Source organism: Clostridium sp., from assembly GCF_032552055.1.
Lineage (GTDB): Bacteria > Bacillota > Clostridia > Clostridiales > Clostridiaceae > Clostridium.
On the sequence record NZ_JAWGSV010000030.1, the window covers coordinates 1 to 19,714 of the forward strand.

Consider the following 19,714-nt stretch of genomic DNA (forward strand, 5'->3'; position numbering starts at 1 on the left):
AGATAATATGGCAGAATATTTAAATGGAATAGTTGAGTCTATTGTGTTTAAAAGTGAAGATACGGGCTATGTAGTTTCTAAAATAAACTTAGAAAAAGAAATTATTAATGCTGTTGGAATAGTTCCTTTTATGAAAGAAGGCCAAAATGTTAAATTAAAAGGTGAATGGGTAATTCATAAACAATTTGGAAAACAATTTAATATAGAAGAATATGAAGAAATTTTGCCTGATTCCATAAAAGGAATAGAAAGATATCTATCAACAGGAATTGTTAAAGGAATAGGCCCTATTACTGCTAAAAGATTAGTTGAGAGATTTAAAGAAAAAACACTAGAAGTTTTAGATAATGATATAGATAAAATTAGAGGTGTGGAAGGTATAGGACAGAAAAAGTTTGAGATTATTAAGGAGTCCTATAATGAACAAAGGGAACTAAAAGATATTATACTTTATTTCCAGGGCCATGGAATGACTACTAATCAATGTATTAAGGTCTATAAAGCTTTTGGAGCTAATGCAAGAGATATAGTAGCCAATAATCCATATATACTATCTGATGAAATAGCAGGGATTGGTTTTATAACAGCTGATAGAATAGCTAAAAGTATAGGGATTGAGCCAACTTCTCAATTTAGAATACAGAGTGGAATAATATATATTTTAAATCAGTTTTCTTCTTCAGGTAACACATATATGCCTAAGGATGAGCTAGTTAAAGAAACTATAAAATTACTAGGAGCTACTAATGAATTAGTTGATGGTGCTTTATATAATTTAACTGTAGATTCTAGGGTTAAGGTGGAGAAGATTGATGGGGTAGATTCTGTATTTGCACTTCCATATTATTATTGTGAATTGGGAGTTACTAATAGAATAATAACTTTAAGTTTAGAAAATTTCAGGAGTATAAACGCGGATGTAGAGTTTGAAGTTGGAGTCTTTGAAAAAAAGAATAATATGAAGTTTGCAGATTCACAAAAGGAAGCAATAGTAGGTGCTTTTGAGAATGGTATAGAGATAATTACTGGAGGACCAGGAACAGGTAAGACAACAATTATTAAAGCTATTATAGAAATATATGAAAATAATAATATGAAGGTTGTACTAGGAGCTCCTACAGGAAGAGCAGCAAAAAGGATGAGTGAATCAACTGGAAGAGAAGCTAAAACTATACATAGACTATTAGAAATGGGTGTCAATGATGACGGGAAATCTTATTATAAAAGAGGAGAGAATGAACCTTTAGAGGCAGATGTTATTATAATAGATGAGGCATCTATGATAGATGTAATGCTTATGAATAGTTTATTAAAGGCAATTAAGCTCGGAACTAGACTAATAATAGTTGGGGATGTAGATCAATTGCCATCAGTTGGCGCGGGAAATGTATTAAAGGATTTAATTGAAAGTAACTTTATAAAAGTAGTTAGATTAAGAGATATATTTAGACAAGGGCAGGAAAGTCTTATTGTTGTAAATGCTCATAAAATAAATAATGGGGAAATGCCAGTGTTAAATAGGAGAGATGGGGATTTCTTCTTTGAAAACAAAGAGGATGTTAATGAAATACTTAGAACCATTATCGATTTAATTAATAGAAGGCTTCCTAATTACAATAAGAAATGGGATAACTTTAGAGATATTCAGATTTTAACACCTACTAGAAAAGGAGCTCTTGGAGTTCAAAATTTAAATAATCAGTTACAAGAAGTATTGAACCCAAAAGCTAAGCATAAAAAAGAGAAAGAGCTAAGAGAAGTTATTTTTAGAGAAGGCGATAAAGTAATGCAAACTAAGAATAATTATTCTCTTAAGTGGGTTAGAATTAATGGAGATGGAGATAATGAAGGTGTAGGTGTATTTAATGGAGACATGGGATATATCGAAAGTATAAATGATGAAGAAAAGAATATTACTGTAATCTTTGATGATGAAAGACGAGTGGTATATGACTATGTTTATTTAGATGAATTGGAACTAGCTTATGCAATTACAATTCATAAAAGTCAAGGTAGTGAATTTAAAGTTATAATTACCCCTGCATTTATGGGATCACCATTTCTTATGAATAAGAATTTATTGTATACAGCAATAACTAGAGCTAAGGAGTTAGTAGTTGTTGTTGGACTTCCAAAGGCGTTGCAATATATGGTTACTAATACACGAAGTGTTGAAAGATACTCTTCTCTTAAAAATAGAATTTTAGATATTACTGATAGTGAAGTGTTGAGCGAATAGGAGATTTTCCATGTTAGAGGATAATAGGATAACTAACTTAAAAGAATTTAATTATTGTACATCTAAAATTAATAAATGGTATAACAAACAATCGAAACTTTTAACTATAGTAACTAATCCATATAATACACCGTTAATTTTTCTGGATATTATAGAAGATACTTTATTATCAGGAAAGAAAATACTTTATGTTCATAATTGTGATAAATATAATAAAGAGATAATTAATGGATTAAAGCAGAATAACAGTATTAGATATTCTGATAATCATAAAGATAGTAAAAGTGATATAGACTTTGTTGATTTTAAATCAGTAAAGGATGTAAAAGGGGCATATGATTTATGCATAATAGACGATATTAGCTGTTACTCAAATATTTCTAAAGAAATAATAAGAGAGTATATCGAGAACTTATACTTATTTTCAAAGAGGATAATAGTATATTCTATTGAGCGAATAGTAAATATGGGAATGGCATTTCAGATTTCAGATTTAATTAGAAATGAAATCTTCGTAGAGCCAAGAATAATTACTACACGAGTAAAGTTAGATGAAGATATGCCATATACTTTATATGATTATTTAATGTGGTTTAAAAGCAATAATAGAAAAGTAATATTATATGTACCTAATGAAGAAAAAATAGAGAAGTTATATAATTATTATACAAAAGAGCTGCAAATTGATGATGTACAAGTGATTAAACATTTTAAGAAAAATTCTACTATAGATCTAGAAAATATCTATAAGTATAAGAATAGTGTATTTATAATAACTAATGATATTAGAGAGTATTCTATTAAAGAAGGCAATATAGATATAGTGATATTATTCTCTGAAGATAAAATATATACTTATAAAAGAATACTATATTTTTGTGCAGATGTAGGAAAATATATGAAGGATAAAAAGTATGGGGAAGTGCTACTAGTAGGGAGAGATATAACTGAAGATATGGATATAGCTAAGGATATGGCAAGGGGTTATAATAAGAAAATATGGGAAAAGGGATTATTAAATTATTAAATGAGATTAAGGAAGAAATTTTAGATATAGTATATCCACCTATAAATAAGTGTATTATATGCGAGGCTGAATTTATAGGAATATGCCCATTTTGTAATAGCAGTATAAAGCGATGTATTAGAGATGGAAATATAATTTCATATGGGCATTATAAGGGAGCGTTAAAAAAGCTTTTACTTGAATTTAAATATAAGAAAAACTTTACTGCAGGCAGGGTGCTAGCAGATTATCTTTATAAATTAATTAAGGAAAATGAAATAGATGCAGAGGCTATCGTATTTATACCTAGCAGTAAAAGAGCATTAAAAGAAAGAGGATTTAATCAATGTGAATTCTTAGCGAAAGAAATAAGCAAAAAATTAAAAATAACAATATATAGAGATATAATTAAAGTTAAAAAGATAAAAGAACAAAAAACATTATCAAAAGAAGATAGGATTAAAAATGTAAAAGATGCCTTTAAAATTAGAGATAAAAATAATGTTAAAGGAAAGAAAATAATTTTATTAGATGATATTGTAACTACTGGTGCCACTATATTTGAATGCGAAAAAATATTAAAAGAAGCTGGAGCGACTTCAATAAATATATTGACAGTTTCCAAAAGTTTTATATAATAATATAGTAAAGATTAGGTCTGTGGATGAAAGTCGATGCTAGTCGCAGGCAAAACGATCCACGTAAGTTAGGAAAAATTCCTTATGAGCATGGTGCGGTATAGAAGTAAGTCCTACCAAAAATTTTGAGAGGGTTAGTAGTGAGGGGGTAATTCCTAGTAGCAAAAGCTCCAGTAGGCGAGTGTGGGGGCAAAATCCAGGTCAGCTAGCTTTACAACTAGTAGCTATTAGTATTCTAATGGCTATTTTTTATTGTCTAAATTAATATTTACAAAATTTAGAATAAATATTTTTATTAATTTAATGAAAAGTGTAACAAAATAATTTTAAACAGATAACGTATGGATATATTATCCTTGATTTAAACGATTACTTAATGGTATAATATAAATATAACAAAGTGTTTCTACTAATTAACTTTAAGAAGCATATTGAGAGGGGATGAACTTTTATGAGAGTTTCAGTAATAGCAAAAAATACGACAGCAACACCAGCACTAAAGGATATGGTGGAGAAGAAGCTATCTAAGGTTGATAGATACTTTAATCCTGAAGTAGAAGCTAAGGCTACATTATCAGTTCAAAAAAATAAGCAAAGGGTGGAAATCACTATACCATTTAATGGAGTTGTTCTAAGGGCTGAAGAAGCTACAGATGATATGTATAAGTCTATAGATTTAGTAGTAACGAAATTAGAGAGACGAATAAGAAAACAAAAAACAAAGTTATCTAGAAGAAATAATGAATCATTAAGATTTCAAACATTTGATGAAGTTGCTGTTGAAGATGAATTAATCGAGGAAAATGGTAAGGTTGTTAAGACTAAGAAATTTGGAATTAAACCTATGTCAGTAGAAGAGGCAATACTTCAAATGGAATTAGTAGGACATAATTTCTTTGTATTCCAAGACGCAGATGAAAATAAAATAGCTGTAGTATATAAAAGGAAAGACGGAGATTATGGTTTGTTAGAACCTGACTATGTATAAAAAATCATTGTAAATTCAATATATAAATAAAAAGGAAGTGCAATGCACTTCCTTTTTATTTATATATTTTATTAATATGTAACATATTTGTTGAATTAATTGTTAATAAAATGGTATAATTTATTAATGAAAATCGAAAACTTTTAATTATTTAAAATATAATATTGGAAGGAAAAGAAGAATGGGATTTTTAGAAAAGCTATTTGGCACATACAGTGAGAGAGAAGTAAAGAAATTAGAAAAAATTGCAGATAAAATAGAAGCCTTAGATTCAAGCATGCAAAAGCTTACAGATGAAGAATTAACAGCTAAGACTTTTGAATTTAAGGAAAGACTTAAAAATGGAGAAACTTTAGATGATATACTACCAGAAGCATTTGCAGTATGTAGAGAAGCTTCCTCAAGAGTTCTTGGAATGAAACATTATAGAGTTCAATTAATTGGGGGTATGGTACTACACCAAGGTAGAATTGCTGAAATGAAAACAGGAGAGGGTAAAACTTTAGTTGCAACTCTTCCTTTATATTTAAATGCATTAACAGGAGAAGGTGTTCACTTAATTACTGTTAATGATTACCTTGCTACAAGAGACGTTGAGTGGATGGGACAGCTATATAATTTCCTAGGTTTAACTACAGGGTGCATAGTTCATGGATTAAAATCAGATGAAAGAAGAGCAGCTTATGCAGCAGATATAACATATGGAACTAACAACGAGTTTGGTTTTGATTACTTAAGAGATAATATGGTAATTTATAAAGAAGAAAAAGTTCAAAGAAAGCTGAACTTTGCAGTAGTTGACGAAGTTGACTCCATTCTTATTGATGAAGCTAGAACACCACTAATTATTTCTGGAGCAGGAGAGAAGTCTACTAAGTTTTATAATGTAGCAGATAATTTTGTTAAGCAACTATTAGCTGATGAAGACTATACTATAGATGAAAAAGCTAAATCAGTAATGCTTACTGATGCAGGTGTGGCTAAGGCGGAGAGAGCATTTGGAATAGATAACTATGCTGATGCAGATCACTTAGAATTACAACACTATATAACTCAAGCTCTTAAAGCTAACTATGGAATGAAAATAGATAAGGATTATATGGTTAAGGATGGCCAAGTAATTATAGTAGATGAATTTACAGGAAGACTTATGGAAGGTAGAAGATATTCAGATGGTCTTCACCAAGCAATAGAAGCTAAAGAAGGAGTTAAGATTGAAAGAGAGTCAAAGACTTTAGCAACTATTACATTCCAAAACTATTTTAGAATGTATCAAAAGCTTTCTGGTATGACAGGTACTGCCTTGACTGAAGAAAATGAATTTAGAGAAATTTATGCATTAGACGTTATAGTTGTACCAACAAATAGACCTATAGCTAGAATAGATAAGAGTGATTTAATCTACAAAAACACTAAGGGGAAATATAATGCTATTATTGAAGATATAATAGAATGTAATAAAAAAGGTCAACCGGTGTTAGTTGGTACTGTAAGTATTGAAAAATCAGAATACTTATCTGCACTTCTTAAGAAGAGAGGCATTAAGCATCAAGTATTAAATGCTAAATACCACGAACAAGAAGCAGAAATTATATCTCATGCTGGTGAGTTAGGTAGTGTTACAATTGCTACTAATATGGCTGGTAGAGGTACAGATATAAAACTTGGCGAAGGTGTTAAAGAAGCAGGCGGTCTTAAGATAATTGGTACTGAAAGACATGAATCAAGAAGAATAGATAACCAATTAAGAGGTAGATCTGGTCGTCAAGGAGATGCTGGTGAATCAGTATTCTATATATCATTAGAAGATGATTTAATGAGAATTTTCGGATCTGAAAAAATCCAAGGCTTAATGGATAAGTTAGGATTAGAAGAAGATGAAGCTATAGATCATAAAATGGTAAGTAAGGCCATTGAAAATGCTCAAAAGAAGGTTGAAGGAAATAACTTTGATATCAGAAAGAACCTTATTGGTTATGATGATGTTATGAATATGCAAAGAGAAGTTATATACAAACAAAGATCTGAAGTGCTTGAAGGTAAAGACTTAAGAGATCAAATTCAAGGTATGATTAAGGAATTAGTTTCAGATGCTGTTAAGGGACATTTAGAAAATATTAATGAAAACTTTGAAGCTGAAATTGAAAAATTAATTAGATATTTAGAAGATATTTGCCTTCCTCATAATTCATTAAAGGTAGAAGACTTAATAGATTTATCTAATGAACAAATAATTGATAAAATAATTGATATACTAAATACTGCATACCATGCAAAAGAAGAAGAGTTTGGTGAAGAACACTTTAGAGAAGTAGAAAGAGTAATACTTCTTAGAGTAGTTGACCAAAAATGGATGGATCATATAGATAATATGGATCATTTAAAGCAAGGTATAGGACTTAGAGCTTATAAGCAATTGGATCCAATCCAAGCTTACCAAATGGAAGGTAGTTCTATGTTTGAAGAAATGATAGAAGGAATTAAGATTGATACACTTAAGTTCTTATTCCATATTCAAATTCAAAAGCCAGTTGAAAGAGAAAGAGTAGCTGAAGAAACTTCGGCTAGTCATGGTGGGGATGAAGGAGAAGCTAAAAATAAAACAGTTAGAAACGAACCTAAAGTAGGAAGAAACGATGCATGTCCATGTGGAAGTGGAAAAAAGTATAAAAACTGTTGTGGAAGAGAAGTATAGTGATTGCTCGCAATCAAATTAAGAATTAAAAATGAAAAGTGAAGAATTATGGAAAAAATTTGTTCCAAATTCAAACTAATAATATTTAAGGCTGCCTTAGGGCAGCCTAATTATAATTAACGACTTACAGTTGTGTAAAGTGACTTATTCAAAATTATTAAAAATGTAATAAAGAAATTCAGGATACTGAATTTCAACAATAATTGTTAACTGTTTATTGTTAACTGTTAACTGAAAAAAAGGTGTGATAAAAATGATAATTAAGTTAGAATCAGAATTAGCTAAGCTTAATGATATTAACAAATTCATAGAAGAAATGAGGGCTTCTCTTTGACAAGGAAGCACTGGTAAAGCAAGTAGAAGAGTTAGAGCTTCAAATGCAAGAGACTGGTTTCTGGGATGATTTAAAAAGAGCAGAAGAAGTAACTAAGGAAAGCAAAAGAATTAAAGATAAGATAGATAGATTTGATTCATTAGTTACTAGAGTTGAAGATGTAGAAGTATTAGGGGAATTAATAGATGAAGATGATGAGGAATCTATTAATGAAATGATAAGAGAAATAAGATCTATAGAAAAAGATGTAGAAGAATATAGAATAGAGCTTTTATTATCAGGTGAATATGATAGAAATGATGCTATAGTAACACTACATGCTGGAGTAGGTGGAAGTGATGCAAATGATTGGACCGAAATGTTACTTAGAATGTATACTAGATGGTGTGAAAAGAAGGGCTTTAGTGTTGAAACTATAGATTATTTAGAGGGCGATGAGGCTGGAATAAAAAGTGTAACATTAAAGGTGAAGGGAGAATTTGCATATGGCTATTTAAAGGCTGAAAAGGGAGTTCATAGATTAGTTAGAATATCTCCTTTTAATGCAAATGGTAAAAGACAAACTTCCTTTGCTTCTGTAGAAGTATTACCTGAACTAACTAAAGATCAAGATATAGATATTAGAAGTGATGATTTAAAAGTTGATACCTATAGAGCAAGTGGAGCTGGTGGTCAGCATGTTAATAAAACTGAATCAGCTATTAGAATAACTCATATACCAACTGGTATAGTAGTTCAATGTCAAAGTGAAAGAAGTCAGTTTTCAAACAAAGAAACAGCTATGGGAATGTTAAAATCAAAGCTTATTGAACTTAAAGAAAGAGCTCATAAAGAGAAAATAGAAGATTTAACTGGTGAACTTAAAGATATGGGGTGGGGAAGCCAAATTAGATCTTATGTATTCCATCCATATAATATGGTTAAAGACCATAGAACAGGAGAAGAAACTGCAAACTTAAATGCAGTTATGAATGGTGAAATAGATAACTTTATAACCGCTTATTTGAAGGAAAACAATTAGTAAATAGGATGTATCCACAATGGATACGTCCTATTTTTATGATTAAAACTATTATTCTTTAGCAGATTCTGAATGGGCAAATAAAGTTAAGGAAAATAGAATAGAAGACATTGTTCCTTGTATTGGATGCAATGAGTGTATGTTTTCTATACTTTCAGGAGATCCAGTAAGTTGTGGAGTAAATCCTCTTTGTGGAAGAGAAGATGAAGAAATAGAAGAAGCAGTTGTTAAAAAATCTGTACTTATAATTGGAGCAGGTCCAGGAGGGATTGAAACAGAAATTACCTCAGCTAAAAGAGGTTATAAAGTTACAATATGGGAAAAGGGTTCTAGAATAGGAGTCAATCTTATTCCAGCCTCAGCACCTGATTTTAAGGGCGATTTAAAAAGATTAATTAGGTACTATGATAACCAAATAGAGAAGCTAAATATAAATGTTGTTTTCAATAAGAATGTAAGTAAGTATGATATATTATCTGAAAATCCAGATGTACTTGTTATGAGCACAGGGAGTAAGGCTATAGTTCCTAATATACCTGGAAATGATGGGAATAATGTATTTTTAGCAACAGATATTCTTGTTGATGACACAGTATTAGGAGAAAATATAGTTATTGCTGGTGGTGGGTTTGTTGGTTGTGAAACAGCAGTTCATCTATCAAGGAAAGGTAAAAAAGTAACTTTAGTTGAAATGAAGAATAATATTTTATCTGAGCCGATGGCATTTAATAATTTATTAGCCCTTAGATCTATGTTAGCATAAAGAGATATAGAAATTAAGAGTAGTACAAAGCTAACTGAGGTTAAAGATGACAAGGTAATTTTAACTAATTCAAATGGAGATATTGAAGAGATACAATGCGATTCTCTAGTGCTTGCTCTTGGATTTAAAGCTGTAAATGATATAGATGAAGAAGTTTACTCAGCTATAAAGGATATAAAAATCATTGGAGATGCTTCATCTCCACGTCGTATAAAACATGCAGTTGCTGAAGGATTTGAAGTAGCGATAAATATATAGATAGTTTAAATGCTAAGCATTTAAAATGAAAAAATGAAGAAATGAAAAAGTGAAGAAATGAAAAAGTGAAGAAATGAAGAAAGGAGGTTTTGCTATGCAAAACCTCCTTTCTTATAAAGATGCCCTTATAAAAAATCTGTAAAGATTTTTTATTTAGCATTTTTTTATTCTTTAATTTCTTCATTTTTTAATCAATAAGTAATTATCTATATTTTCTTTATTCTTTTTCTTTTAAGGTAAGATACAATTGGTGAAGAAACTACAAAAGCAAATAATATTGAGAAGATAAATAATGAAGTTTTTCCATAGAAGAACTTAGTTACTGCTCCATAGGAGGAGTCAAAAATCTTTTCTTCAATTACACTATAAGCACTATTGATAGCATCTTTACTTATATATTCTACCTTATCATTAGGGGTATGAATTTTAGTTAAATCACTATGTGAAAAGCTTAGTGCATCAATGCCTAAATCATTAAAACTTGCATGATCACTAGAGTTTTCATAAGAAACTGCTGTTTCTACATTTTTATCTTTAGCTATTTTTTCTATTGAATCAAGTAATTTAGATTCCTTATCTTTAGCTGAAGCTCCTAGCATTAGTGTTAGGGGATAGCCATCACTACCAATCATATCAAAATTAATTACTTCACCATCCTTAATCTTATCTAAATTCTTTTCAGCAAAGTCTTTAGAACCTAAAAGACCAAATTCTTCAGCATTTAAAGCTACAAATATTATATCTCTTTTTGGTTTTCCGTAAGTTGATAATGCTCTTTCTATTTCTAATAAAAATGAAGTTCCTGAAGCATTATCTAAGGCTCCATAATAAGTATTCTTTAAGGCGTCAGCTCCTAAGTGATCATAGTGAGCAGTTAAGATTAAAGGTGGCAATTTATTTGAACTTCCCTTAATCACTCCAACTATATTATATATTTCTTTTTCTTCAACTGAGAAAGGAATATTAATAGCAACTTCAGCACCATCTCTAATAGAATCTAATATTTTGTTATAAGTTTTTGTATTTATTAATACCATCATGTCATAAGGGAAGGTAGATATAAATGAACTTCTAAAAGAAAAGTCATCTTTAGGAGATAGATAAAATAAGCAAGTTCCTTCAGAAGTTACAACTTCAATATAACTAGAAAAAACATTTATTTTATCTTCTGAACTAAAAGTGAAATTAGTTTTTCTAAAATTAATCATATCTTCTTTAAAGTCTACCCCATATTTTAAAGATTCGGAGTAGCCATCATCATAAGAAAACTTTAAGTAGGCAGAAGTATTATTATTTACAGGCGATAATACTTTAAAGCCTTCCTTATATTCATCATTTAGTGGAATTAATTTATTATCAGTAAAGTTCTTTTTTATTATTTCTCCAACTAGTGTGTTTTCATTACTGCCAGCTAATCTACCTTTATAAGTATCAGAAGAAAATAAAGTTATATTTTCTTTTACATTATCAGCATTAAAAGGTGAGTATGTAAAATTTGAAAATAATGATAAAGCTAATAATATAAAGGTTGAAATAAGACATGAGTAATAGATAATTTTCTTTCTCATAAAAATACCTCAAATAATAGTTATACTTAATACTATTATTTAAGGCATTAAAATATGAAAAAATATAATCAAGAGGTGCTAAGCTCTTTTATAAACAAGGTCTATAAATCCATGTATTAAAGAGAATAATATACATATATAAATAAACATATTTATTTGATTAGAAAGTATTGAAAAAATTCCTCCAACTATAAAGCTAAATAAAATTATACAATTTATAAACTTTGATAATCCAGATTTGCTAATTATTATTTCCTTTGTTGAAGATATAAGAATTAAAATTAGAGTTAAAAAGTATAACATATATTTAATAGTTGTAGAAAATTGAATAATATAATACTGGTTTAATATTAAAGAGATAATAAAGAATACTAGGAGGATATTAATAATTTTATTTATAACTGTATAAAGCTTATTCATATGATCACCTAATTGTAAATATTTTACAATTATTATAACTCTAAATTTACATAATATCAAGACAGTTATTTGATATTATGTATTAAATTGTGCAGGAGTCTTTAACATATTATGCTAAGCTTCCGTCGCAAGCTCTAAGTCAGCTTACGTACAATATGTTAAAAACTCCTTTTTAATAATTTAATCTTGGAGATGCAAGCCTACTAAAGGAAGAAATTCAGACGAGCTGAATTTCAATAAAAATTAGTGAGACATCTTGAAATACTTATATTTACCTTTATATTCGCATCTTTAAAACAATGTTGTAGATTATTAATTGAAACATATATATAATAGGTTTAGGCATATTTTATAGGAGGTAAATGAATTGGTTGATATAGTTGGAAGGTTATCTGAGGAGCTTAAAATAAGTATAACTCAGGTTAATAATGTAATTGGACTACTTGATGATGGAAATACTGTACCTTTTATATCAAGGTATAGAAAAGAGCAGACTGGAGCTTTAAGTGATGAAGTCTTAAGAAAGTTTCAAGAAAGGCTTATTTACTTAAGAAATCTAAAGGGAAGAAAAGAAGATGTATTAAGACTTATTGATGAGCAAGGTAAGTTAACAGAAGAAATAGAAAAATCCTTGGAAAGAGCAGTTACTTTAACAGAAGTAGAAGATATTTATAGACCTTATAAGCAAAAAAAGAGAACAAGAGCAACTATAGCTTTAGAAAAAGGATTAAAACCTCTTGCAGAATTAATTTTAGGTGGAGCTTATAAAGGTGACTTAAAGGTAGAAGCATCTAAATACATAGATGAGGAAAAAGGAGTTTCTTCAGAGGAAGAGGCTATAAATGGAGCATTAGATATAATTGCAGAAGAAATATCAGATGAAGCTAGTTATAGAAAGTGGATAAGATCTTTAGTTTTTAGAGAAGGAAAAATTGAAACTAAGGGTGGAAGTGAAGAACATACACCTTATGAAATGTATTATGAATATAGTGAAGATGTTGGAAGAATACCTCCTCATAGAATTCTTGCTATAAATAGAGGAGAAAAAGAAAAAATACTTCAAGTGAAAATAACTATTAATGAAGATAAATTAATAGCATTTTTAGAAAATAAGATATTAAAAGGGAATAATATAACTGATGAGTATCTAAAATTATCAATAAAGGATTCATTAAAAAGACTTATATATCCATCTATTGAAAGAGAAGTTAGAAATGAACTTACTGATATAGGTGAAGAGGGAGCAATAAAAATATTTAAAGAAAACTTAAAATCATTATTAATGCAACCTCCAATAAAGGGAAAAGTAGTTTTAGGATATGACCCAGGATTTAGAACTGGATGTAAGGTTGCAGTTTTAAATAGTACAGGAAGATTTTTAGAAAACACTACTGTATATCCTACAGCACCTCAAAATAAAGTTAAGGAAGCTAAGGAAGTACTTAAATCATTAATTAAGAAACATAATGTAGAAGTTATATCTTTAGGAAATGGTACAGCTTCTAGAGAATCAGAAGAAGTAATTTCTGAGGTGATTTCTGAATTAAGAAAAGAAGATGGTAGGGAAATAGCTTATGTAATAGTATCTGAGGCAGGAGCATCTGTTTATTCAGCATCTGAATTAGGAACTAAGGAATACCCTGACTTAGATGTTACAGTAAGAGGAGCTATTTCTATAGGTAGAAGACTTCAAGATCCTTTAGCTGAATTAGTTAAAATTGATCCTAAATCTTTAGGGGTAGGTCAATATCAACATGATGTGGCTGCAAAGAAGCTAGATGAATCATTAACAGGAGTGGTAGAAGACTCTGTTAATAAAGTTGGAGTTGATTTAAATACAGCAACACCATCATTACTAAATTATATTTCTGGTATAAATGCAAGTATAGCAAATAATATAGTTATGTATAGAGATGAGGTAGGTGGATTTAAAAGTAGAAAGGAACTACTTAAGGTAAAGAGACTTGGGCAAAAGGCTTATGAGCAATGTGCAGGATTCTTAAGAGTTATGGAAAGTAGTGAGCCTTTAGATAATACTTCTGTTCATCCTGAATCATATGAAGTTGCAAGAAACCTTTTAGCCCTACTTGGATATACTAAGAATGATTTAAAAAATAACAATATTAAAGATATTGAAGAAAGAGTTAATGAAAAAGGAATTAAGAATATAGCAGAAGAGTTACAAGTTGGAGAGTTAACTTTATCTGATATTATAAAAGAAATAAAAAAACCAGGTAGAGACTTAAGAGAAGATATGCCAAAGCCTATATTAAAGACTGGTGTAATAGACTTAAAAGATTTAAGTGAAGGCATGGTACTTATGGGAACAGTAAGAAATGTTTCTGACTTTGGAGCCTTTGTAGATATTGGAGTTCACCAAGATGGGCTAGTTCATAAAAGTCAAATGGCAGATAGGTTCGTTAAGCACCCTTTAGACATAGTTAAGGTTGGAGATATAGTTAAGGTTAGAATTTTAGAAGTAGATAGTAAGAGAAATAGAATATCCTTATCTATGAAAGGAATATAAGTTGTAATTAAGTTTTTACATTTTATGAAGTTTTATTTCGTGTTGAAAATAATTAATATATGAAGTTATCTAAACAACTTATATTTAAATTAAAAAATCGATTCTTTCAATTTAGATAATTTACTAAAGAATCATTTTTAATTTATAATGATATAAAACTATGGATGTAGATTATTAATTGAAAAATATATATAAAAGAAAAAGATTGTTAAAAATATGCTTGTCAAATAAAAAAAATAAGCATATAATAAAAGTATAAAAATAATTTATCTTCAGGGCGGGGCGTAATTCCCCACCGGCGGTAAAGCCCGCGAGCTAATTTTTTAGCATGATTCGGTGAAACTCCGAGGCCGACAGTATAGTCTGGATGAAAGAAGGTAAGGCGTTAGATATTGCTTGATTTATTTTAATTTAGCAAATCTTATTTCTTATGAATTTATTGCCCTGATGTTAATTTACATCAGGGTTTTTTATTATTTTTAAAACATAAGAAATAATAGAGATTACAACTAATTTCGTTAAAATAATATCATTTAATATTTAACTATTGCCCCAGAGGATAGCTTTTGGGAGGAGAAATAAAATGAATTATCAAAATCAAAAAAACCTAAACAAATTTATTAAAATTTCACTTTTAAGTGCTATTGCAGTAATGCTAATGTACTTTGATTTTCCAATACCTTTTCTACCATTTCCATGGTTAAAGATTGACTTAAGCGATATTCCAGCACTTATGGGTGGATTTGCTTTTGGTCCTGTTGCAGGAGTATTGATAGAATTATTAAAGAACTTACTTATTTTAATAGTAAAGGGAACTGGAACTGGCTTTGTTGGAGAAATGGCTAACTTTATTATAGGAGCATCATTAGTTTTCCCAGCAGCTTGGATATATCATAAAAATAAGAGTAAGAAAACAGCATTCCTTGGAATGTTAGTAGGAAGTTTATCTATGCAAGTAATAGGAATAATTGCTAATGTATATTTCTTGTTACCAGCTTACGGTATGAAAATGGCACCTAATGAAATTGTAAATTATGTTACTGCAGGGCTACTTCCGTTTAATGGAGTAAAAGCTATAATGGTCTGTGGTATAACATATGTGGTATATAAGAAAGTTGCAAGTATAATATTTGATGTAGATTCAAATTTTGATAGTGTAAAGAAGGGCAAGTTAAGCTCTATATAGATATAAATATAAGCTACGATAGTTATAAGTTTTTATAGCTATCGTAGTTTTTTATTTTACATAACATAGATTAATTACTACTATATGACACAAATTGAAAATAATTATCAAGCACCAAGAAAATTTAGTTGTGTATGCAACTAAAAGTGATATAATAGAGTAGTTAAATATAAATTAATTAAATTTAGGAGATTAACCTTGGATAAATATAAATGTGAAAACATAGCTAAATATGTATCTGAAATACAAAGAAAAGGGAATATATTTTTCTTAAAAGAATTATCTCATCTTGGACTAGGATATGGACAATTTAATTTTTTAATGGAGCTTTATAGGGAAGATGGAGTAAGGCAGGAAGATTTAACCTTAAAACTTAATATAGACAAGGGCACTACAGCTAGGGCTATAAAGAAGCTAGAAGCTGAAGGTTTTATAATTAAGAAAGAAGATAAAGATGATAAAAGAGCTTATAGAATATTTATAACTGATAAGGGAATTCATCATAGAGACGCAATATATAAAGTTGCAAAAGAGTGGGAAAATAATCTTACTAAGAATTTAACAGAAGAAGAAAAAGAAACAATAATATCATTATTGAAAAAATGTATATAAGGAGGATTTAATGAGTCATCAGGAATTACTAGGAAAAGAAAAAATAGGGAAGTTATTATTAAAATATTCAGTACCAGCTATTATTGGGATGTTAGTTAATGCGTTATATAACGTTGTAGATAGAATTTTTATAGGTAATATACCAGGAGTGGGGTCTTTAGCTATAACTGGAGTTGGAGTAACTCTTCCAATAACGACTATAATATTAGGATTTTCTATGTTAGTTGGAGTTGGAGCAACAACTACAATATCTATTAGGTTAGGGCAAGGGAAAAGAGAAGAAGCAGAGAAAGTAATAGGAAATGCAATTACATTATCTGCTATAATTGCAATAGTTTTAACTATAATTGGATTATTATTTGGTGAGTTAATATTAAGTAAATTTGGTGCTAGTGAAAGCACTATGCAATATGCAAAAGATTATATTTACATAATATTAATCGGTAATATATTTAATATGGTAGCATTTGCTTTAAATAACACTATAAGAGGTGATGGTAATCCAAAGCTTGCAGCCACTATTATGATAATTGGATGTCTAACTAATATAGTATTAGATGCAGTTTTAATATTTGTATTAAATCTAGGAATACAAGGAGCTGCTATAGCAACTGTAATTTCACAGTTAATTACTGCAGTAATAGGTTTAAGATATTATGTTAGTGGTAAATCTAATTTAAAATTTGTAAAATCATCTCTTAAATTAGATAAGTCTATAGTTTCAAAAATTTTAGCTATTGGAGCTGCGCCTTTTGCTATGCAAATTGCAGCAAGCTTAGTGCAAGTAATTGCAAATAATGTTTTAAGAACTTATGGAACAGATATGGCAATTGGGGCTATGGCAACTATATCGTCAGTTAGCTTAATGTGTTTAATGCCTATATTTGGAATAAATCAAGGTGCACAACCTATAATAGGTTTTAACTATGGAGCAAAGCAAATAGATAGGGCTCAAAAAGCCTATAAGATATCATTAATAGTTGCAACAATAATATTATGTGTAGCTTTTGTATTAGTTCAAAGCTTCCCAGAAACTATTATAGGAATATTTAATAAAGATCCAAAGTTTATGGATATTTCAGTTAAGGGATTAAGAATCTACTTATTAATGTTACCAATAGTAGGAATATCAATTACAGGATCAAACTATATCCAATCTATAGGTGAAGCTAAGACAGCTATGTTTTTAAGTTTGCTTAGACAAGTTATTTTGCTAATACCATTTATATTAATACTTCCAAGATTATTTAACCTTGGAGTAAATGGTGTTTGGATAGCTCAGCCACTAAGTGATGTTATTTCATCTGTAATTACAGTAGCTATATTAGTAAAGACTATGAGAAGTACGAGTTCTGAAAAAGTAGAGAACGAAGATGTTGAAATAGATATGGTAAATAGGATTAAAGATATTTCATAAGAATAAGAGAACTTATCAATGAAAAAATGAAAAAATTAAAGAATGAAAAAATTTCTATAAAAAATCTTTACAGATTTTTTATAGGGGTATCTTTAAAATAAAGGAGGTTTTGCTATGCAAAACCTCCTTCTTTCATTAACAAAATACTTAACATTTTAAAGACTACTATGAAATTAATCCAAGATCTTGCTCATTAAAATAGCATTTTCTTTATTATCCTCATAATAATTTTTTCTAATACCATCAATGATAAAGTCAAAGCTTTTATAAAGATTTTGAGCTTTTACATTAGACTCTCTAACTTCAAGAGTTATGGTATTACATTTTAAGTTTTTACAAAGGTTTATAAGATATTCTAGTAAGCTTTTGCCTATACCTGACCTTCTATAATCTTTGTGAACAGCAATATTAGTAATATCACCTTCTCCAGCAACTATCCATATTCCTACAAAACCAACAACAATATTTAAATCCATATCCCTAGCAACTACGTATTTAGCTAAAGGGTTAGATACTTCACTTTTTATGGAATTTAAGCTCCAAGGTATAGAAAAAGAGTCTTTTGAAATATTATAAATTCCATTGACATCATCTTCTTTAATTAAACTATAGACTATCTTCATTTTTTAAAGCTAGCCTCTTTTCTAATTCTCTTTGAGCCTGAGGTTTTTTTAAATAAAAAGGTGATGAATTTAAATCATCTTTCTCACCATTTAAAAGTTTTTTCATACCTAATTCTCCAAGGGAAGATGCTCTTATTATATTTAAGTGAATTGGTGCAAATATAGCATTAGGTAGATTTTCCATAATATATTCTTTATGCTTATTTACAGCATCGCCAGTAAATATAACTTTTTCATTTTTTTCTTTTAGTAAAGCTATTAATTCTTCAATTTCTAAAGCAGAATAATCTATTAGATTTTCTAAATTACCATTTTCACCTTTATATAAGCATGTATATACGCTATTTCTTAAAGCATCCATCATAGGGCATATGATTCCGTCAAAACTAACAAGTGAATGTGCCAAAGCATCTAAGCTAGAGATGCTTATATAAGGTTTATTTGAACCTAAGCTAAGACCTTTAATAGTGGCCATACCAATTCTTAATCCTGTAAATGAACCAGGTCCTTTAGAAACTACAAAGCCATCAATATCATCAATATCTAAATCTGAGTCCATTAATAGCTTATCAACTATATCCATTATTAATGTAGAATGTTCTAATTTGTTATTTAGTGTGTACTCAGCAATTAAGTTACTATCATCTAATATGGCAACAGTAGCAACTTTAGAGGCTGAATCAATACTTAAAATTTTCATTATATTAACTCCTTTGAGTGAGATTAAAACTAAATATTATGCAACAGCACATTATTTTAAAAATTTATTTTAATGAGAGGTTTTTTATATAATCATATCTTTCTCCATAAGGAGTAATAGTAATTTTTCTGTAGTCCTCACCATTAGATAAATCTTTTTCAATTAATATATGAAGATAATCACTAGGCAAAATTTCTTCTATATAGTTTGCCCATTCAATTATCGATACACCATTAGAAAATATATAATCATCAAAGCCTATAGCATAAATTTCATCAGGATCACTTACTCTATACACATCAAAATGATATAGTTTAAGTCTGCCAGAATCGTATTCATTTACTATAGTAAAGGTTGGGCTTGTTATATGGTCATCAATACCTAAACCTTTAGCTATTCCCTTAGTAATATGGGTTTTTCCGGTACCTAAATCTCCAGTAAGACAAACTATATCACCAGAATTTAAAAGTTTACCTATAGAAAAGCCTAACTCAGTAGTTTCTTCTACATTTTTAACTAAAAACTGCATAAAATATCTCCTTTCTTAATATCCTATAATATATTCTATCAAATTAAATGAAAAAATAAAGCAAAATAATTATATAAGATATAGCAAACGATACCACAATATGGTAAAATACGTTTATGAACAAATTTAATTAATATGTAATGGATTTGTAATTCTTTTTAAGAGATGATAAGATATTATAATATATAAG

Annotated in this window: 16 protein-coding genes and 1 riboswitch; of the genes, 12 read left to right on the forward strand and 4 right to left on the reverse strand. The window is 29.1% G+C overall.

The annotated features are described in order from the left end of the window. Nucleotides 1-7: 7 nt before the first annotated feature. From E6248_RS03950 to E6248_RS03985, 8 genes are all read left to right on the forward strand, one after another. A complete protein-coding gene (locus E6248_RS03950) occupies nt 8-2,239 on the forward strand; it encodes an ATP-dependent RecD-like DNA helicase (protein ID WP_316339536.1) in 2,232 nt (743 codons plus the stop codon). Nucleotides 2,240-2,249: 10 nt separating this feature from the next. Continuing rightward, nucleotides 2,250-3,266, forward strand: coding sequence for a hypothetical protein (locus E6248_RS03955; RefSeq protein ID WP_316339521.1), 1,017 nt, complete (start codon nt 2,250-2,252; stop codon nt 3,264-3,266). Further along, on the forward strand, nt 3,239-3,883 hold the full coding sequence (locus E6248_RS03960; protein WP_316339522.1) for a ComF family protein: 645 nt from the start codon (nt 3,239-3,241) through the stop codon (nt 3,881-3,883). The genes E6248_RS03955 and E6248_RS03960 overlap by 28 nt, the downstream gene beginning before the upstream one ends. 451 nt (nt 3,884-4,334) lie before the next feature. Continuing rightward, nucleotides 4,335-4,871, forward strand: coding sequence for a ribosome hibernation-promoting factor, HPF/YfiA family (gene hpf / locus E6248_RS03965; RefSeq protein WP_316339523.1), 537 nt, complete (start codon nt 4,335-4,337; stop codon nt 4,869-4,871). A 181-nt stretch (nt 4,872-5,052) separates the two neighbouring features. Beyond that, a complete protein-coding gene (gene secA, locus E6248_RS03970) occupies nt 5,053-7,566 on the forward strand; it encodes a preprotein translocase subunit SecA (RefSeq protein ID WP_316339524.1) in 2,514 nt (837 codons plus the stop codon). A 253-nt stretch (nt 7,567-7,819) separates the two neighbouring features. Continuing rightward, a protein-coding gene (gene prfB / locus E6248_RS03975) for a peptide chain release factor 2 (protein WP_396335125.1) occupies nt 7,820-8,921 on the forward strand; the annotation gives its coding sequence in 2 pieces (ribosomal slippage) (nt 7,820-7,897 and nt 7,899-8,921; 1,101 coding nt in all). 139 nt (nt 8,922-9,060) lie between these two features. Beyond that, nucleotides 9,061-9,684 carry an FAD-dependent oxidoreductase gene (locus E6248_RS03980; protein ID WP_316339526.1) on the forward strand — a complete coding sequence of 208 codons (624 nt, stop codon included), beginning with the start codon at nt 9,061-9,063 and terminating at the stop codon, nt 9,682-9,684. A 108-nt stretch (nt 9,685-9,792) separates the two neighbouring features. After that, nucleotides 9,793-9,942, forward strand: coding sequence for a hypothetical protein (locus tag E6248_RS03985; protein ID WP_316339527.1), 150 nt, complete (start codon nt 9,793-9,795; stop codon nt 9,940-9,942). 206 nt (nt 9,943-10,148) lie between these two features. Here E6248_RS03985 and E6248_RS03990 read toward each other — a convergent pair whose 3' ends face one another. Further along, nucleotides 10,149-11,510 (reverse strand): M28 family metallopeptidase, encoded by a 1,362-nt coding sequence (locus E6248_RS03990; protein ID WP_316339528.1) that lies wholly within the window; start codon nt 11,508-11,510, stop codon nt 10,149-10,151. Between the two features lie 787 nt (nt 11,511-12,297). Between E6248_RS03990 and E6248_RS03995 the strand changes: the two genes are divergently transcribed. From E6248_RS03995 to E6248_RS04010, 4 genes are all read left to right on the forward strand, one after another. Then, nucleotides 12,298-14,457 (forward strand): Tex family protein, encoded by a 2,160-nt coding sequence (locus tag E6248_RS03995; RefSeq protein WP_316339529.1) that lies wholly within the window; start codon nt 12,298-12,300, stop codon nt 14,455-14,457. Between the two features lie 264 nt (nt 14,458-14,721). Then, nucleotides 14,722-14,840: riboswitch (FMN riboswitch) on the forward strand. Between the two features lie 200 nt (nt 14,841-15,040). After that, entirely contained in the window at nt 15,041-15,643 is a 603-nt protein-coding gene (locus tag E6248_RS04000; protein WP_136005899.1) for an ECF transporter S component, read from the forward strand. A gap of 198 nt (nt 15,644-15,841) precedes the next feature. Beyond that, nucleotides 15,842-16,255, forward strand: coding sequence for a MarR family transcriptional regulator (locus E6248_RS04005; protein WP_316339530.1), 414 nt, complete (start codon nt 15,842-15,844; stop codon nt 16,253-16,255). A gap of 10 nt (nt 16,256-16,265) precedes the next feature. After that, nucleotides 16,266-17,672, forward strand: a complete 1,407-nt coding sequence (locus E6248_RS04010; protein ID WP_316339531.1) for an MATE family efflux transporter — start codon at nt 16,266-16,268, stop codon at nt 17,670-17,672. Nucleotides 17,673-17,845: 173 nt separating this feature from the next. On the opposite strand, the gene rimI is transcribed toward E6248_RS04010, so the two are convergent. The 3 genes from rimI to tsaE form a co-directional block, all read right to left on the reverse strand. Next, on the reverse strand, nt 17,846-18,295 hold the full coding sequence (rimI, locus tag E6248_RS04015; protein WP_316339532.1) for a ribosomal protein S18-alanine N-acetyltransferase: 450 nt from the start codon (nt 18,293-18,295) through the stop codon (nt 17,846-17,848). Continuing rightward, nucleotides 18,279-18,995, reverse strand: coding sequence for a tRNA (adenosine(37)-N6)-threonylcarbamoyltransferase complex dimerization subunit type 1 TsaB (tsaB, locus tag E6248_RS04020; RefSeq protein ID WP_316339534.1), 717 nt, complete (start codon nt 18,993-18,995; stop codon nt 18,279-18,281). Before tsaB ends, rimI begins: the two co-directional genes overlap by 17 nt. A 64-nt stretch (nt 18,996-19,059) precedes the next feature. After that, nucleotides 19,060-19,524, reverse strand: a complete 465-nt coding sequence (gene tsaE / locus E6248_RS04025) for a tRNA (adenosine(37)-N6)-threonylcarbamoyltransferase complex ATPase subunit type 1 TsaE (RefSeq protein ID WP_316339535.1) — start codon at nt 19,522-19,524, stop codon at nt 19,060-19,062. Nucleotides 19,525-19,714 lie beyond the last annotated feature (190 nt).

Excerpts from the sequence above, each read along its gene's own strand:
- E6248_RS03950 (WP_316339536.1), top strand. The coding sequence starts at position 8 with ATGGCAGAATATTTAAATGGAATAGTTGAGTCTATTGTGTTTAAAAGT.
- E6248_RS03955 (WP_316339521.1), top strand. The coding sequence starts at position 2,250 with ATGTTAGAGGATAATAGGATAACTAACTTAAAAGAATTTAATTATTGT.
- E6248_RS03960 (WP_316339522.1), top strand. The coding sequence starts at position 3,239 with ATGGGAAAAGGGATTATTAAATTATTAAATGAGATTAAGGAAGAAATT.
- hpf (WP_316339523.1), top strand. The coding sequence starts at position 4,335 with ATGAGAGTTTCAGTAATAGCAAAAAATACGACAGCAACACCAGCACTA.
- secA (WP_316339524.1), top strand. The coding sequence starts at position 5,053 with ATGGGATTTTTAGAAAAGCTATTTGGCACATACAGTGAGAGAGAAGTA.
- E6248_RS03980 (WP_316339526.1), top strand. The coding sequence starts at position 9,061 with ATGTTTTCTATACTTTCAGGAGATCCAGTAAGTTGTGGAGTAAATCCT.
- E6248_RS03990 (WP_316339528.1), bottom strand. The coding sequence starts at position 11,510 with ATGAGAAAGAAAATTATCTATTACTCATGTCTTATTTCAACCTTTATA.
- E6248_RS04000 (WP_136005899.1), top strand. The coding sequence starts at position 15,041 with ATGAATTATCAAAATCAAAAAAACCTAAACAAATTTATTAAAATTTCA.
- E6248_RS04010 (WP_316339531.1), top strand. The coding sequence starts at position 16,266 with ATGAGTCATCAGGAATTACTAGGAAAAGAAAAAATAGGGAAGTTATTA.
- rimI (WP_316339532.1), bottom strand. The coding sequence starts at position 18,295 with ATGAAGATAGTCTATAGTTTAATTAAAGAAGATGATGTCAATGGAATT.
- tsaB (WP_316339534.1), bottom strand. The coding sequence starts at position 18,995 with ATGAAAATTTTAAGTATTGATTCAGCCTCTAAAGTTGCTACTGTTGCC.
- tsaE (WP_316339535.1), bottom strand. The coding sequence starts at position 19,524 with ATGCAGTTTTTAGTTAAAAATGTAGAAGAAACTACTGAGTTAGGCTTT.